The 15,115-nt window shown below is 71.4% G+C and carries 14 protein-coding genes and 1 pseudogene; 6 read left to right on the top strand and 9 right to left on the bottom strand.

Features of this window, described 5'->3' with window-relative positions:
- Positions 1-506: 506 nt before the first annotated feature.
- The 3 genes from HNR02_RS19600 to HNR02_RS19610 all read right to left on the bottom strand — a co-directional run bounded on the left by HNR02_RS19600 (position 507) and on the right by HNR02_RS19610 (position 3,681).
- Complete coding sequence (locus HNR02_RS19600) at positions 507-1,535, bottom strand: sigma-70 family RNA polymerase sigma factor (protein ID WP_179774600.1); 1,029 nt, start codon at positions 1,533-1,535, stop codon at positions 507-509.
- 242 nt (positions 1,536-1,777) lie between these two features.
- Positions 1,778-2,203 carry a D-aminoacyl-tRNA deacylase gene (gene dtd, locus HNR02_RS19605; RefSeq protein ID WP_179774601.1) on the bottom strand — a complete coding sequence of 142 codons (426 nt, stop codon included), beginning with the start codon at positions 2,201-2,203 and terminating at the stop codon, positions 1,778-1,780.
- Positions 2,200-3,681, bottom strand: coding sequence for a DUF7782 domain-containing protein (locus HNR02_RS19610; RefSeq protein ID WP_376772889.1), 1,482 nt, complete (start codon positions 3,679-3,681; stop codon positions 2,200-2,202). The genes dtd and HNR02_RS19610 overlap by 4 nt, the downstream gene beginning before the upstream one ends.
- Before the next feature lie 49 nt (positions 3,682-3,730).
- Here HNR02_RS19610 and HNR02_RS19615 point away from each other — a divergent pair, with 49 nt between their 5' ends.
- From HNR02_RS19615 to HNR02_RS19630, 4 genes are all read left to right on the top strand, one after another.
- On the top strand, positions 3,731-5,014 hold the full coding sequence (locus tag HNR02_RS19615) for an amidohydrolase (RefSeq protein WP_179774603.1): 1,284 nt from the start codon (positions 3,731-3,733) through the stop codon (positions 5,012-5,014).
- Positions 5,011-5,556, top strand: coding sequence for a DinB family protein (locus HNR02_RS19620; protein ID WP_179774604.1), 546 nt, complete (start codon positions 5,011-5,013; stop codon positions 5,554-5,556). The genes HNR02_RS19615 and HNR02_RS19620 overlap by 4 nt, the downstream gene beginning before the upstream one ends.
- Before the next feature lie 14 nt (positions 5,557-5,570).
- Positions 5,571-6,677, top strand: coding sequence for a M20 family metallopeptidase (locus HNR02_RS19625; protein ID WP_179774605.1), 1,107 nt, complete (start codon positions 5,571-5,573; stop codon positions 6,675-6,677).
- 62 nt (positions 6,678-6,739) lie between these two features.
- A complete protein-coding gene (locus tag HNR02_RS19630) occupies positions 6,740-7,066 on the top strand; it encodes a DUF3099 domain-containing protein (RefSeq protein ID WP_179774606.1) in 327 nt (108 codons plus the stop codon).
- Between the two features lie 619 nt (positions 7,067-7,685).
- Here HNR02_RS19630 and HNR02_RS19635 read toward each other — a convergent pair.
- The 4 genes and pseudogenes from HNR02_RS19635 to HNR02_RS36510 form a co-directional block, all read right to left on the bottom strand.
- Complete coding sequence (locus HNR02_RS19635) at positions 7,686-8,546, bottom strand: carbohydrate kinase family protein (protein WP_179774607.1); 861 nt, start codon at positions 8,544-8,546, stop codon at positions 7,686-7,688.
- Positions 8,543-9,448, bottom strand: coding sequence for a pseudouridine-5'-phosphate glycosidase (locus tag HNR02_RS19640; RefSeq protein WP_179774608.1), 906 nt, complete (start codon positions 9,446-9,448; stop codon positions 8,543-8,545). Before HNR02_RS19640 ends, HNR02_RS19635 begins: the two co-directional genes overlap by 4 nt.
- A gap of 24 nt (positions 9,449-9,472) precedes the next feature.
- Positions 9,473-9,970, bottom strand: a complete 498-nt coding sequence (locus HNR02_RS19645; protein ID WP_179774609.1) for a nitroreductase/quinone reductase family protein — start codon at positions 9,968-9,970, stop codon at positions 9,473-9,475.
- A gap of 273 nt (positions 9,971-10,243) precedes the next feature.
- Positions 10,244-10,444: pseudogene (locus HNR02_RS36510) on the bottom strand (tautomerase family protein); the annotation flags it as partial.
- On the opposite strand from HNR02_RS36510, the gene HNR02_RS19655 reads away from it, so the two are divergent.
- On the top strand, positions 10,435-10,689 hold the full coding sequence (locus HNR02_RS19655; RefSeq protein WP_179774610.1) for a DUF3039 domain-containing protein: 255 nt from the start codon (positions 10,435-10,437) through the stop codon (positions 10,687-10,689). The pseudogene HNR02_RS36510 and the gene HNR02_RS19655 sit on opposite strands and share 10 nt — an antisense overlap.
- On the opposite strand, the gene HNR02_RS19660 is transcribed toward HNR02_RS19655, so the two are convergent.
- Positions 10,650-11,753, bottom strand: coding sequence for a YihY/virulence factor BrkB family protein (locus HNR02_RS19660; RefSeq protein ID WP_179774611.1), 1,104 nt, complete (start codon positions 11,751-11,753; stop codon positions 10,650-10,652). The genes HNR02_RS19655 and HNR02_RS19660 overlap by 40 nt on opposite strands.
- A 212-nt stretch (positions 11,754-11,965) precedes the next feature.
- On the opposite strand from HNR02_RS19660, the gene HNR02_RS19665 reads away from it, so the two are divergent.
- Complete coding sequence (locus HNR02_RS19665; RefSeq protein WP_179774612.1) at positions 11,966-13,729, top strand: DEAD/DEAH box helicase; 1,764 nt, start codon at positions 11,966-11,968, stop codon at positions 13,727-13,729.
- On the opposite strand, the gene HNR02_RS19670 is transcribed toward HNR02_RS19665, so the two are convergent.
- Positions 13,710-15,035 (bottom strand): PepSY-associated TM helix domain-containing protein, encoded by a 1,326-nt coding sequence (locus HNR02_RS19670; RefSeq protein WP_179774613.1) that lies wholly within the window; start codon positions 15,033-15,035, stop codon positions 13,710-13,712. The two genes, HNR02_RS19665 and HNR02_RS19670, sit on opposite strands and share 20 nt — an antisense overlap.
- Between the last annotated feature and the right edge of the window lie 80 nt (positions 15,036-15,115).

The raw sequence follows: 15,115 nt of genomic DNA on the forward strand, positions 1-15,115 counted from the left end.
GCAGGCAATTCGGGGCCCTTGACGTTACCGCCTGCGCGTGCTTGCCCACGGTGCGGTGTGGCGGTTACCTCTTCTGTTGGGGCTTCTGTCGCCGCTACACGTGTTCTTGCGCTGCGCGCGGCTGGGCAACCGATGAGGCTGGGGATCGGGTTGCGGGAGAGGTGTGGTTCGGGGGGTGGGTTGCGTTGCGTTGCCGGGTGGCGGCCGCGCAGCGCGAGTTCCACGTTTCCGTGCGTGAGTTCTTCGGTCGCGATCGAAGCCAGAAAGTCGGAAGGCCGGGCCCACCCCGACGGACCCGACCTTCCGGGGAAAGCGGAAGGGAGCACAGGGCACCCACCGCGAAGTCACCGTCCGAAGGACGTAAGAAACTCACGAAACGTTGCTTCCACGGTGACGTGACCTACGTCTCACGTCAACAGGGCCGATCGAGTTGTTCGGCAAACGCAAGCAGGGCCACCCCGCGTAGTCGCGGAATGGCCCTGCGTCCCCTGCTTCGATCCGGCCCGTCAGCTGGCGTAGGCGCGCAGGCGCTCGGCCCGCTCGCCCTGGCGCAGCTTCGACATGACCTCGCGCTCGATCTGGCGGACCCGCTCGCGGGACAGCCCGAAGTGCTTGCCGATCTGGTCGAGGGTGCGCGGCTGGCCGTCGTCGAGGCCGTAGCGCATCCGGATCACGTGCTGCTCCCGCTCGTCGAGCGTGGCCAGGACCCGGCGCAGGTCGTCCTGCAGCAGGCCCGAGATGACGGCGCTCTCGGCGTCGGTGGCCTCGGAGTCCTCGATGAAGTCGCCCAGCGGGGCGTCCTCGTCGGTGCCCACCGGCATGTCCAGGCTCACCGGGTCGCGGGCGTGGTCGAGCAGGTCGGCGACCTTCTCGGCCGCGATACCCGACTCGGCGGCCAGCTCCTCGTTGGTGGCCTCACGGCCGAGCTGCTGGTGCAGGTCACGCTTGATGCGGGCCAGCTTGTTGACCTGCTCCACCAGGTGCACGGGCAGCCGGATGGTGCGGCCCTGGTCGGCCATGCCGCGGGTGATGGCCTGGCGGATCCACCACGTGGCGTACGTCGAGAACTTGAACCCCTTGGAGTAGTCGAACTTCTCCACGGCGCGGATCAGGCCCAGGTTCCCCTCCTGGATCAGGTCGAGCAGCGGCATCCCCCGCCCCGTGTAGCGCTTGGCCAGCGACACGACCAGCCGGAGGTTGGCCTCCAGCAGGTGGTTCTTGGCGCGGTGGCCGTCGCGCACGAGCGCCTGCAGCTCCTTGCGGCGCTGCGGGCTCAGCTTCGCCGCGGTGTCGAGCATGTGCTGCGCGAACACCCCGGCCTCGATGCGCTTGGCGAGCTCGACCTCGTCGGCGGCCGACAGCAGCGCGGTCTTGCCGATCCCGTTGAGGTAGACCCGCACGAGGTCCGCGGCCGGGCCCTGTGCGTCGAGATCCGCGTCGAGGTTCGGCGAAGGGCGTACGCTGGTCTCGACGGCGGGCTCGGTGTCGGGCTCGGGGACCTCACGAGTCGGGCGCTCGAGAGTCTGTACTGACATGTTCTGCCTCCCCGGTCACGGGCGGACACGTTCGGTGCGTCACACCGGCTCCTCGCCGCGTGGGTGGATCCTGTGGAGTGCTCCACTCACGCGAGTCCAGCTCGTCGGCTGGACAATGGTTCCAACGCCGGTCGTTGCCAAAACGTTCCCGCCTTCTCCACATGAGGACGGCGGATTACCGGACCGGGTTGCTCCACCAAAGCTGAGGTTTTGCTGAGAACCCCGGGTCCGGTACGGGTGGTCTAGACCTCGACGAGGACGGTGAACGGTCCGTCGTTCACGCTGTGCACCGCCATCGTGGCGCCGAATTTCCCGGTCGCCACACGGGCTCCGCGCCCGCGCAGCTCCGCGACGACGCGGTCGAACAGCGCCAGCGCGGCCTCCGGGCGGGCGGCCTGGGTCCACGATGGACGGCGACCCTTGCGGGTGTCTCCGTAGAGCGTGAATTGGCTCACCACCAGCAGTGGGGCGTCCGCTGTGGCGCACGACTCCTCGTCGCGCAGGACGCGCAGTTGGTGCAGCTTGCGCGCCATGGTGACCGCTTTGTCTTCGGTGTCCGAAACGTGGATGCCCAGCAGGACCAGCAGTCCCGGCTCCCGGATCGCGCCGACGACCTCGCCGTCGACCGTGACGCCCGCCTCGGTCACGCGCGCCGCGACGGCCCTCACACGGCCTCCAGGAAGCCGTGCCGGACCAGCTCGCGCACCAGCGGCAGCACCCCCGCGGTCAGCGCCTCCTCGTCCAGCCCGTGCCCGGCCGCCAGCAGCGACACCAGGTCCGACAGCGGCAGCGCGCCGCGGCACCCGGCCAGCAACGCGGCCACCGGCTCGTCGATCTCGTGCTGCCAGCCGGGCCCGTCCGAGCGGTGCAGGCGCAGCACTGTGGTGTCCCAGCCCTCGTCGGACGGCGCGGACACGCGCTCCAGCAGCACCGACGACGGCACCCGGAACCGCGTGTCCAGCAGCTCGGAACCGTGGTCCCGCAGCCAGTCCACGCGGTCCAGCCACGCACCCGCCTCCGGGCCCAGCGGATCGTCGTAGGCCTGGCGCAGGTCCTCGCACACCACCGTCGGGTGGGCGGCGTCCGTGCGGCGCAGCGTCACGAACCCGAAGCCGATGCCCTGCACCTTGTTCTCCGCGAACCAGTCGAGCCAGTCCGCGGCCTTGGCGCGCCCACGATCGGAGCGGGGATCGATGCCCGCGTCGCGCAGCCAGGTGCCGACGTAGAGGCCGGGATCGGCTACGTCGCGTTGCACGAACCACGCGTCCGTGGCGGGCGGAAGCCACCGGCTCACCCGGTCGGCCCAGTCCTCGCCGTCGACGTGCAACCAGGAGGCGAGCAGCTGACCGGTGCCGCCCTCGGTCAGGAACCCGGGCAGCTGCCGCACGACCAGGGCACTCGCGTCGTCGCCACCGAGCCCGGAGTCACGGTAGGTGTAGTCCACGCGCGGCGGGCCCACCACGAACGGGGGATTGCACACGATCTGGTCGAAGCGGCGCCGCGCCACGGGCGCGAACCACTCGCCCCGCGCCAGCTCCACGTCCAGCTCGTTGAGCCGGAAGGTCGCCCCCGCCAGCGCCAGCGCCCGCTCCGACACGTCGGTCGCCGTCACCCGCCGCGCGTGCCGGGTCGCGTGCAGGGCCTGCACCCCGTTGCCGGTGCCCAGGTCCAGCAGGCTGCCCACGGGCCGCCGCGTCGTCGCGCGGATCAGGCTCAGCGACGCATGCCCGACGCCGAGCACGTGCTCGGGCGGTACCTCCGCGCCGAGCGCGTCGGAGTCCAGGTCCGACACGACCCACCACGACCCCTGCTCGTCGCCGTGCGGCCGCACGTCCAGGCCCGCGCGCACCTGGTCACCGCCGTGCACGAGACCGGCCTCCCGCGCGTCGCCCGGCGAGAGCGGGGCCAGCGCCGCGCGCACGGCCGCCTCCGGTTCCGCGGCGCCGAGCAGGAACAGGCGGATGAGCGTGCCGAGTTCGCCGGCGTCCGCGCTGGCGCGGAAGGCCAGTTCGGGTTCGCCGCGGCCCAGCGCCGCGTGTGCCGCGCCGCCGAGTGCGCCGACCACTCCGTCGGCGTCGTAACCCGTGCGGCGGAAGGCCTCGCGCAGGCGGGCCAGGAAGTCGTCCGAGAAGCGGGGGATGCTCACGGTGGGTAATCCTCCCACGCGGGTGCCGGAGCTGTGTTGTGATGGCTGCATGACGACCACCGACCGGGCGTCGGCGCTCGCGGGACTCGACGCGATGCTGCCGGAGCTGGAGGAGCTGTACGTCGACCTGCACCGGCACCCCGAGCTGTCGTTCGCCGAGCACCGGACGGCCGAGGCGCTCGCGGCGCGGCTGCGCGCGTCCGGGTACGAGGTGCACACCGGAATCGGCGGAACGGGCGTGGCCGGGGTGCTGCGCAACGGTCCCGGTCCGGTCGTGATGCTGCGCGCCGACATCGACGCGCTGCCGGTCGCGGAGAAGACCGGCCTGCCGTACGCGAGCGAGGCCCGCGCGGCGAACGCGCAGGGCGACGAGGTGCCGGTGATGCACGCGTGCGGGCACGACATGCACGCCACCTGGCTCGACGGCGCCGCCCGCGTGCTCGCCGGGCACCGGACGGCGTGGCAGGGCACGCTCGCCGTGGTGTTCCAGCCCGGCGAGGAGAAGGGCTCGGGCGCCGAGGCGATGGTGCGGGACGGGTTGTTCGACCGCACCGGCACGCCCGAGGTGGTGCTCGGCCAGCACGTCGCGCCCGGCCCGGCGGGCTGGGTCCTGACCCGGCCGGGTGTGCTGATGGCGGCGACCGACGCGCTGCGGATCGTGTTGCACGGCCGCGGCGGGCACGGCTCGCGCCCGGAGACGACCGTCGATCCGGCGGTGCTGGCCGCGTCGGTGGTGATGCGGTTGCAGACGATCGTGTCGCGGGAGGTCGCGGCGACCGAGCAGGCCGTGGTCACGGTGGGATCGATGCACGTCGGATCCGCGCACAACGTCATCGCCGACGAAGCGGTGCTGGAGGTCAACATCCGGACCTTCGACGAGCAGGTCCGCCGTCGCGTGCTCGCCGCGGTCGAGCGCATCGTCAGGGGTGAGGCGGAGGTGGCGGCCGCGCCCCGGCCGCCGGAGATCACGCCGGTCGCGTCCTTCCCGGTGACCACCAACGACGAGCCCGCGAACGGGACTCTCACCGACGCGTTCAAGGGATACTTCGGCGCCGAGCGAGTAATGGACGCGCCGCTGGTCACCGGCAGCGAGGACTTCGGCGAGTTCGGCCGCGCGGCAGGTGCCCGCTCGGTGTTCTGGCTGGTCGGCGGGCTGGACCAGGAGAAAGTGCTGCGGGCGATCACGGCCGGGCGGTTCGAACAGGACGTTCCGTCCAACCACTCGCCGTACTTCGCGCCGGTCCTCCATCCGACTCTGCGGACCGGGGTGGAGACCCTCGTCGTGGGCGCGCTCACGTTTTTGTCGGTGGGTGGTGGCACGCTCGGCGCATGACCGAGATACCCGTCGCGAACTTCGCCCAGCTGTGGGCCGAGGACATCCGCGAACCCCTGCCCAAGACCGGTGACGAGCGCAAGATCCTCAGTGCCTACCTCGACTGGCACCGGCAGACGTTCGAACTGAAATGCGGCGGTGTGCCGCCGCATCGCCTGTCCGAGAAGCCGATCCCGCCGTCGGGGCTGTCCCTGCACGGGCTGTTGCGGCACCTCGCCGGGGTCGAGCGGTGGTGGTTCCGCATCCAGTTCCGCGGGGAGGACGTGCCGCTCCTGTACTACTCGGACGACGATCCGGAGCAGGACTTCGAGCGGCTGGACGGCGATCCGGCGGAAGCGCTGGCCGTGTGGCGCGCCGAATGCGAGGAGTCGCGGCGGATCGTGGCCGACGCGCCGTCGCTGGAGGTGACGGGCGTGCACGCCGCCTCTGGTGAACCGGTGTCACTACGGCGGATCATGGTGAACCTGCTCGCCGAGTACGCCCGCCACAGCGGGCACGCCGACCTGCTGCGGGAACGGATCGACGGCAGGACGGGGTACTGAGTCTGGAGGGACCGATGACCGACGCACTCGCTCTCACCCGCGCGCTGACAGCGGTGGACACGGTGGGGCACGCGGAGACGGCCGCGCTGGAGGTCGTCGCGCCGCTGCTGGCGGACGCGGGGTTCCGCACCGAGGTGTTCGAGCACGAACCCGGCCGCGGCACGCTCGTCGCCGAGTGGGAGACCGGGCACGACACGCCACCGCTGTGCCTGTCGGGGCACGTGGACACGGTGCCGCTGGGCGGGGCGCGGTGGCAGCGTGACCCGTTCGCCGGTGAGACCGACGGCGACCGGCTGTACGGGCGCGGCGTGAGCGATATGAAGGCCGGAGTCGCGGCCATCGTGACGGCGGCGGTGACGGTCGCGCGGTCCCGTTCGCGGCGGTCGGGGCTGCGGCTCGTGCTGACCGCGGCGGAGGAGACCGGTTCGCAGGGCGCACGGTTCGTCGCCGGGCGGCTGGGGCGCAGCGGCCCACTGGTCATCGCCGAGCCGACGGCCAATGTCGCGTTCCACGGGCACAAGGGCGCGCTGTGGCTGGAGGCGCTCGCGACCGGCGTGACGGCGCACGGGTCGATGCCGCACCTGGGGGACAACGCGGTCGTCAAGCTGGCCGGGGCGGTGTCCCGGCTTGCCGGTCACCGGTTCGACGTCGAACCGCATCCGGTGATGGGGCCGCCGACGCTCAACGTCGGCACGTTCACCGGCGGCCTGAACACGAACTCGGTGCCCGACCGGGCGGTGGCGACGGCCGACGTGCGCACGGTCGCCGGGCAGGACCACGGCGAGTTGCTGCGGGCGCTGGCGGCGGTCGCGGGCGAGGGGGTCGCGGTCACGCCGCTGATCGACCTGCCGCCGGTCTGGACCGACCCCGGCGACGAGTGGGCGGCCTCGGCGTCGGCGATCGCCCGGCAGGTCACCGGCGCGGGCGAGGAGGTGGCGACGGCGACGTACTTCACCGACGCCTCCGTGCTGACCCCCGCGCTGGGCGGCGTGCCGACGCTGATCTGCGGGCCGGGGCAGCCGGAGCAGGCCCACGTCACCGACGAGTGGTGCTCGATCACCCGGCTGGCGGAGTCGGTGGAGATCCTGACCCGGATCGGCGCGGAGTGGTGCGGGATTTAACGCCCACCCGAGTATCGCCGGTGCGGGGGAAGTGGCAGCATGGAGGGACAGGAGGTGGTCGCGTGAACAGGTCCCCACGGGGTACCGGAGACGAGGACGCCCCCGTTCTCATCACCGAAGCCGCCCCGTCGTACGAGGACGAGCACGCCGCCCGCAAGCGCAAGTACATGCTGATGATGGGCATGCGGTTCCCGTGCCTGGTGCTGGCCGGGATCTTCTACCACACGTGGTGGCTCGCGCTGCTGTTCATCGTCATCTCGATCCCGCTGCCGTGGATCGCGGTCCTGATCGCCAACGACGGTCCTCCGCGCAAGCGGGAGAACGTCAGCCGGTACCAGGCCGAGGCGAAGGCCCTTGAGCAGCGGGAACACCGGATCATCGACGGCTGACTCGTAGCCGCTACGCGCGTGTCTCCAGCGCCGGCTTCGCTTCGCTACGCCCCGATTGTGGCCGCCCCGATTTTTCATTGTTTCTCCGGCCGAGCAGGCGGCGTCAAGGCGGGAAAGAGTACCTTGACCCCGCCTGATCGTCCGCAGAACTGGGCTGTGGATCGGGGTGCGGGGGAGCGCTGGGCGGCTGGTGGCTGGGTTTCGTCGCCGGGCGCCGGTTGTGTAGGTGGTGGGCGTCCCGGAACGGCAAACACGCCGCCCGGAACGGCAAACACGCCAACCGGAGCGGCAAACACGCCAGCGCGAGCGGCCAACACGCCGCGCGCCGCGCCGTGTTTGCCGCTCCGGGCACCGTGTTTGCTGCTCCGGGCGCCGTGTTGGCTGCTCCGGGGCGCGAACTCGACGTTCGCGGCTGGCGCCCGGCAATGGGAGGCGACCCGGCGCCTTGCCTACCGGGCTTTCCTCTCCCACAACCGATCCCCGGCCTGCTTGAGTGGTCGATCAGGACGTCCCTGCTCGATCGCTCAAACACTGAAGGATCGGGTCCGGGAGGGGCGAATCCATTGCGAGCTTGCGAGCACGGCGCTTGAGAAACCCGCGTAGCGGCTACGCAACCCAATCAGGGCTGAGCCCCGACCTTGGTCACCGCCCGAGCCCCCAGCCGCACCCCCGCCCGCAGCGCCTCCACAATGGACTCACCCCGTACCCACGCCGCCAGAACCCCCGCATCGAACGCGTCACCGGCCCCGGTGGAGTCCACGCACTCCGCCTCTTCCGCGGGCACGCTCACCACGCCATCCGGTGAAACCCACGTCGCACCATCGAGACCGGATGTCACGGCCACCGCGCCGACCGTGTCCAGCAAGGTTTTCGCCACGAGAGGATCGTCGGATCCGGTCAGTGCCAGCAGTTCCGCCGTGTTGGGCAGCAACAGATCCGTGCCGTGCACGTCATCGAGGAACGTGTCGGTGATCAACGCGGCCGCCTGCGGGTCGACCGACGTGGTCAGCCCCGCCTCCTTCGCGGCCGCCAGCGCGGCCAGGCCCGCGGGCCGGGACGACGGGTCCAGCAGCACGTACCCGGACAGGTGCAGGTGATCGGCTCCCGCCAGCACCGCCGGCTCGATGTCCGAAGGCGAGAACCGGGCGATCGCGCCCCGGTCGGGCAGCATGCTGCGTTGTCCGGAACCGTCCACCAGCACCACGACGCAGCACGTCGGGGCTTCCGGGTCCACGGCGAACGCGCACGACACACCCGCCGACTCCAGTTCGGCCCGCACCAGCCGTCCGCCCGCGTCGTCCCCGACCCGGGCGATCAACGTCGTCTGGGCGCCGGCGTGCGCCAGCCACACCGCGGTGTTCGCACCCGCGCCGCCGCCGGTCAAGCGCACCTGTGAGCGCGAGTCGCCGCCGTACACGACCGGACCCTCGTGCCGGGCCACCACGTCCAGCCCGGCGTCCCCGACCACGACGATCTTCACGCCAGCTCCACCGCGACCTCGGCGGCCACCCGCGCGTTGGACACCACCAGCTCCTCGTTGGCGTCCAGGCTCACCCCGCCACTGGCGGTGTGGAAGTGCTCCAGCAGCACCGGCGTCACCTCCTTGCCGTGCACCCCGCGCGAGTCCAGCAGCGCCAGCCCCTCGGCCAGCAGCCGGTCGTGCAGCTCCGCGGACATCTCCGCCGTCGCCGGGATCGGATTCGCCAGCAGCACGCCCGACGACGCGACCCGCCGGTGGGCCGCGACGACGGCGGCGGCCGAAGCGGCATCGTCCACTCGCCACGGCACCTCGAACCCGGACGAGCGCCGGTAGAACGCGGGGAATTCGCCGGTCGCGTACCCGAGCACCGGCACCGAATTCGTCTCCAGCACCTCGAGCGTCGCGGCGATGTCGAGCACGGACTTCACACCCGAGCACACCACCAGCACCGGCACGCGCGCCAGTACACCGAGGTCGGCCGAGACGTCCCACGACTCGCCCGCCCCGAGGTGCACACCGCCCAGCCCGCCGGTCGCGAACACCCCGATCCCGGCCGCGTGCGCCAGCGCGGACGTGCTCGCCACCGTCGTCGCGCCGGAGCGGCCGAGCCCGATCGCGGGACCGAGGTCGCGCAGGGACAGCTTGTCCAGACCGGCGTCGGCCGCGCACACGCGCTCCAGCTGCGCCCGGGAGAGCCCGGCGTGCGCGACGCCGTCGAGCACGGCGATGGTGGCGGGCACCGCTCCGGCCGCCCGCACGGTTTCCTCCAGCCGGTTCGCGACCGCGAGGTTGCGGCCGGGCGGCAGACCGTGGGACAGGATCGTGCTTTCGAGTGCGACGATCGCGCGTCCGCTGTGCACGGCGTCGGCTACCTCGTCGGAGAGGGTGATCGGAGTTGTCACGAGGAACCATCTTCACCGACGCGATCAGGTGAAGTCCCAGCGGGTGGGCGAGCCGCCGAAGTCGCTTTCGTCGAGCCCGAACACCCACCGCGGCCGCACCCGCACGGTCGCGGTGTCGTCGGTGTTCAGGAAGTCCAGGTCGTAGCTCGTGCGGTACTTCGCGTTGACCACGTCCAGGAACGCCTGGCGGGACACCGAATCCCGCACCACCCCGGCGACGCCCTCGGCCACCACGGGGTTGAGGGCGTCGCCGGTGGAGACGGTCACCGCGGGGTTCGCCTCCAGGTTGCGCACCTTCCGGGCGCCGCGCGACGAGGAGAACCACAGCGCCTCGTCGTGCCACACGGCCCAGACCGGCATCAGGTGCGGGCGGCTGTCCGGCCACACGGTCGCCACCCAGTAGTCGTGGGAGTCCGTCAGGCGTTTCAGCGCCCAGGACCAGGGCAGCAGGCCGGTGCCCTGGTCGGCGGGCAGGGTGCCGTAGCCGGGCATGTGCGGGCGGGTTACGCGGGGAACGGTCATCGGCGATCACTCCCTTCACTCCAGATACTGCGCCACCCCCTCCCCGAAGGACCAGTCCACTGGCTGGTTCTCGGTGACGCACACCAGCGTTGCGCGGCTCGATCCCGGCCCGTTCCGCCGCCAGCTCCGCGATGCGCGCGTACAGCGCCTTCTTCTGCGCATAACTGCGCCCGGCCCGCATGGTGATGCCGACGAACACGACGCCGTGGTCCCGGCGCGGATCCCCGGGTAGGTGCCATGGCGCAACAGCCCGGTCGAGGTGATGACCTGGAACAGGTCGTCCTCGGGGAACCCGATCGTCCCGGTCATCGCCTGGTGGACCGCGTCGCCGAGGGCCTCCAGCGTGCTGTCGTCGTGGGTGGGCAGTGCGTCGATGCGGACGAGAGGCATGCAGACACTGTACATACCAGTAGGTACAGAAGCCGGAGTGTCGGCCGCCCGGGGACCTGCGGCAAAATGGGGGCATGAGCACATCGACGCTGCCCGAGGTCGACACCCGCCCGGAGTCCACCGAGGAGACCGACAGCGATCAGCCGAAGGTCTTCCACTACGTGCGCAAGGACAAGATCGCCGAGAGCGCGGTCATGGGCACGTACGTGGTGGCGCTGTGCGGCGAGGTCTTCCCCGTCACCCGTTCACCCAAGCCCGGCTCACCCGTGTGCCCGGCCTGCAAGGAGATCTACGAGGGGTTGCGTCCCGGCCCCAAGGGCGACGACTGATCCGCGAGGTCGTCGGAGTCCCCGCTCTCCGCCTCGGCGGGCGGGTCCTCCTGCTTGCGCGGCTTCCGCAGCGGCTGCGTCGTGCGCTCCCACAGTGACGGCTGCTCGTCGCGCATGCGTTCCTGCGCGCGCTCCATCTCCAGCCGGCGCCACCGGCGGCGCTGGCGCCGGGTCATCTTCGCGGGCCACAGCTCCTGGATCGCGGAGTTGAAGTAGGCGCCGCCGACGATGGCCATCCCGATGAAGTACGTGAACAGCAGGAACGCGATCGGCGTGGCCAGCGCGCCGTAGGTGTAGCCGGTGCTGGTGATCCACGACAGGTAGATCCGCAGCCCGATGCTGGCCAGCAGGAAGATCACCATCGCCAGCACCGCGCCGGGCAGCCCGCGATGCCATGGCAGCCGCCGCGGCAGCGCCAGCTTGTACAGCGTCGCCACCGCGAGCACCAGCAGCAGGCCGATCACCGGGTAGTACAGCCAGCTGATCCACGTCGAGATCGTCGGCGCCCAGCTGTCCGGCAGGAAGTCGATCAGGACGTCCGGCCCGATCGCGATGACCGGCAGGCCGACCACCAGCAGCACCAGGCTGGCCAGGTACAGCAGCAGCGCGAAGATCCGCTGCCAGACCTCGTTGCGCACGCCGTACTGGTCGTGCGCGACCGTGATCGCGTCGACGAACGACGACATCGCCGACGAACCCGCCCACAGCGAGATCAGGAACCCGACCGACACGATCTCGCCCTTGCCGATGGTCAGGATGTCGTCGACCGTGGGCTCGATGATCTGGTCGACAACGCTGGAACTGAAGATCTTCTCGGTGAACGTGATGATCCGGTCGTGGACCGTGGTCACGAACCCCTGGCCGAACCAGTCGCCCATGAAGCCGAGGCTGCCCAGCAGGCCCAGGAGCAGCGGCGGCAGCGACAGCGTCTGCCAGAACGCCGCCTCCGCCGACTCGGAGAAGATGTTTCCATCCCACGCCTTGTTGAGGGTGCGCCCGAGCAGGCGCGCGGGGCCCTTGCGGCGGGCAGCCCCCTCGGAACTTTCACTGGACGGTGAACTCATGGCAGCCTCAAGCATGGCGGAACGGGCCGGATTTGGCTTGTCAAGACGTGTGGCGTGTTCAACTCCGCCGTGCCGTTCGCGGCTTCTGTCGGTGGGTGCGGGTAACCTCCGATGAGCCGCCCTCACCTCCGTCCGGCATCGCGGCCGGGCACTTCCGTGGGGGCATTCGCATGTCGCGTTCCATCGTCGGCGAGAGGAGGGGGAGGAATCCCTTGTCGGACACGGCCCAGGGTAATCGGACCGGTCAGGGCTTCGTCGCACCCGAGCCCCAGCACGACTCCACCGCCCGCCCGCTGCGGGCGTGGCAGCGCCGCGCGCTGACGAAGTACCTGAGCACGAAGCCACAGGACTTCCTCGCGGTCGCGACCCCCGGCGCGGGGAAGACGGTGTTCGGCCTGCGCATCGCCGCCGAGCTGCTGTCCGACCGGACGATCGAGGCGGTCACCATCGTGACCCCGACCGAGCACCTCAAGCACCAGTGGGCCGCCTCCGCGGCGCTGGCGGGCATCCCGATCGACTCGAACTACCGCAACGGCCAGGGCGCCGTCGCGGCCGACTACCGCGGCGTGGCGCTGACCTACGCGCAGGTGGCTGCGCACCCGACGCTGCACCGGGTGCGCACCGAGGGCCGTAAGACGCTGGTCATCCTGGACGAGGTCCACCACGGTGGTGACGCGAAGAGCTGGGGCGACGCGATCCGCGAGGCGTTCACCCCCGCCGTGCGGCGGGTGGCGCTCACCGGGACCCCGTTCCGCAGCGACGACTCGCCGATCCCGTTCGTCACCTACGAGCCGGACGGTGACGGGTCGCTGCGCAGCAAGGCAGACCACGCCTACAACTACTCCGACGCGCTCGCCGACGGCGTCGTGCGGCCCGTCGTGTTCCTCGCCTACAGCGGCGAGGCGTCCTGGCGCACCAGCGCGGGGGAGGAGTTCACCGCGCGCCTGGGCGAGCCGTTGACGGCCGAGCAGACCGCCCGCGCGTGGCGCACGGCGCTCGACCCCGGCGGCGAGTGGGTCCCGTCGGTCCTGCAGGCCGCGGACACGCGCCTGCAGCAGCTGCGCGGCGGCGGCATCCCGGACGCGGGAGGTCTGGTCATCGCCACCGACCAGGAGTCCGCGCGGGCCTACGCGAAGATCCTCACCCGGATCACCGGCGACGAGCCCACGGTCGTGCTCTCCGACGATCCGAAGGCGACCGCGCGGATCGGCGAGTTCTCCGAGTCCACCGACCGGTGGCTGGTCGCGGTGCGGATGGTGTCCGAAGGCGTCGACGTGCCGCGCCTGGCGGTCGGCGTGTACGCCACGAGCGCCTCGACGCCGCTGTTCTTCGCCCAGGCCATCGGCCGGTTCGTGCGGGCCAGGCAGAAGGGCGAGACGGCGAGCGTGTTCCTGCCGAGCGTCCCGGTGCTGCTGGAGCTGGCCAGCGAGCTGGAGGCGCAGCGCGACCACGTGCTCGGCAAACCGCACCGCGAGAAGGACGGCTGGGACGACGAGCTGCTGGCGCAGGCCAACCGCACCGAGGACGAGCCCGGTGAGGAGGAGAAGGCGTTCACCTCGCTGGGCGCCTCCGCCGAGCTGGACCAGGTGATCTACGACGGCAACTCCTTCGGCACGGCGGTGTTCTCCGGCACCGAAGAGGAGCAGGAGTACCTCGGGCTGCCGGGCCTGCTGGAGCCGGACCAGGTGCGGGCGCTGCTGCGCAAGCGGCAGGAGGAGCAGCTGGCCGACGCCGGCCGCCGCAAGCCCGCCACCGAGCAGGTGCCGCCGCCCGCGCCGAAGCCGCAGAGCGTCAACGAGCGGATGGCCTCGCTGCGCAAGGAGCTGAACACCCTGGTGGGCATGTACCACCACCGCACGCGCAAACCACACGGCGCGATCCACAGCGAGCTGCGCAAGACCTGCGGCGGCCCGCCGACCGCGATGGCGTCGATGGAACAGCTGGAGGAGCGGATCGCTACGCTGCGGTCCTGGTGACCCGGTCGGCCCGCCAGGCCAGGAAGGCGTCCAGCAGCAGGAAAGCCAGCAGGGACAGGCCGAAGACCGGCAGGAACCAGCCGATCACGATCCCGGCCGCCACCAGTGGCACCAGCACCTTCATCGGCAGGCGGCGCAGCGAACCGCGTGCGAACGGGCGGCCGACCGCGCGTCCGGTGGGCCGTCGCTGCCACCACATGCGGTAGCCCCAGATGATCAGCGCGATCAGGCCGATCATGACCAGCGCCAGCACGATCTGGTTCGGCAGACCGAACAGCAGGCCCATGTGCGCGTCGATGCCCCAGCTGGCGAGTTTCGCGGCCAGCGGCCAGTCGCCGAAGCGCAGGACGTCGACGATCGCGCCGGTCCGGGGGTCGATCGAGACGGCGTCCTGGCGGTGCGGCCAGGGGCGCTCGACCTGCTTGACCACGAAGGCCGTCTCGGTCGTCGCGGGGGTGATCTCGACCGGGCCGCCCAGCCCGGCGGACCGTGCCGTGGCCAGCACCGCGTCGAGGCTCTGTGGCGGAGCCGCCGCGGCGGGCGCGGGCAGGGTCGAGGTCACCGAGGGTGTCTCCCAGCTCAGTGTGCTGCGCAGCTCGGAGATGTTCTGCCCGGCGAACTGTGACCAGGTCAGGCCGGTCGCGGACAGGAAGAGCAGGACCAGCGCCACCCAGGTGCCGGTGGTGGCGTGCCAGGTCAGCGTGCGGGCCCGCCCGGACGTGGCCCCGCGGCGGCGGCGACGGCCCCACCACAGCACCAGCCCGCCCGCCACCACGACCCACAGCCAGCTGGCCGCCAGCTCGCTGTAGACGCGGCCGAAGTCGCCGAGGTGGAGGTTGCGGTGCAGGTTGTCCAGCCAGCCGCGCACCGGCATGGCCTGGCCGGAGCCGTAGGTGTCGAGCACGCCCCGGATCTCGCCGTCGTAGGGGTTGACGAAGGCGGTGCGGTAGAAGCTCTCCGGCAGTCCGGGGGCGGTGAAGATGACCTGCGTCGTGTCGGTCGCCGTGGTGCCGGGGCGGATGCTCCGGAGCGTGCCCTCCGGCACGGCGGTCTCCGCCCGGCTCACCTGGTCGGCCAGCGGCACCGTGCCGACCCCGGCGGGGACGTGCAGCTGGTGGTCGTTGACGACCTGTTCGAGCTGCGGCGCGAAGATGTAGAGCAGACCGGAGATCGCGGCCACCAGCAGGAACGGGCCGACGAGGATGCCGGCGTAGAAGTGCAGGCGGAGCAGGAGCGGGCGCAGTGACGTGCGGGGCTTGCCGGTGTCCGGCCGTTGAGCGGTCTCCAGCAGATCGTCCGTCGTCATGGTGCTCCTTGGCGGGAGGGACCGGTCTTCCCTCCAGGTCGCCGGGAGCGACGAGATGGTTCCCGCTGTGACGGCGGGCA

Source organism: Amycolatopsis endophytica (genome assembly GCF_013410405.1).
Taxonomy (GTDB): domain Bacteria; phylum Actinomycetota; class Actinomycetes; order Mycobacteriales; family Pseudonocardiaceae; genus Amycolatopsis_E; species Amycolatopsis_E endophytica.

Coding starts and splice junctions, on each gene's coding strand:
- HNR02_RS19600 (WP_179774600.1), bottom strand. CDS start 1,535: ATGTCAGTACAGACTCTCGAGCGCCCGACTCGTGAGGTCCCCGAGCCC.
- HNR02_RS19615 (WP_179774603.1), top strand. CDS start 3,731: ATGACGACCACCGACCGGGCGTCGGCGCTCGCGGGACTCGACGCGATG.
- HNR02_RS19620 (WP_179774604.1), top strand. CDS start 5,011: ATGACCGAGATACCCGTCGCGAACTTCGCCCAGCTGTGGGCCGAGGAC.
- HNR02_RS19625 (WP_179774605.1), top strand. CDS start 5,571: ATGACCGACGCACTCGCTCTCACCCGCGCGCTGACAGCGGTGGACACG.
- HNR02_RS19645 (WP_179774609.1), bottom strand. CDS start 9,970: ATGACCGTTCCCCGCGTAACCCGCCCGCACATGCCCGGCTACGGCACC.
- HNR02_RS19655 (WP_179774610.1), top strand. CDS start 10,435: ATGAGCACATCGACGCTGCCCGAGGTCGACACCCGCCCGGAGTCCACC.
- HNR02_RS19660 (WP_179774611.1), bottom strand. CDS start 11,753: ATGAGTTCACCGTCCAGTGAAAGTTCCGAGGGGGCTGCCCGCCGCAAG.
- HNR02_RS19670 (WP_179774613.1), bottom strand. CDS start 15,035: ATGACGACGGACGATCTGCTGGAGACCGCTCAACGGCCGGACACCGGC.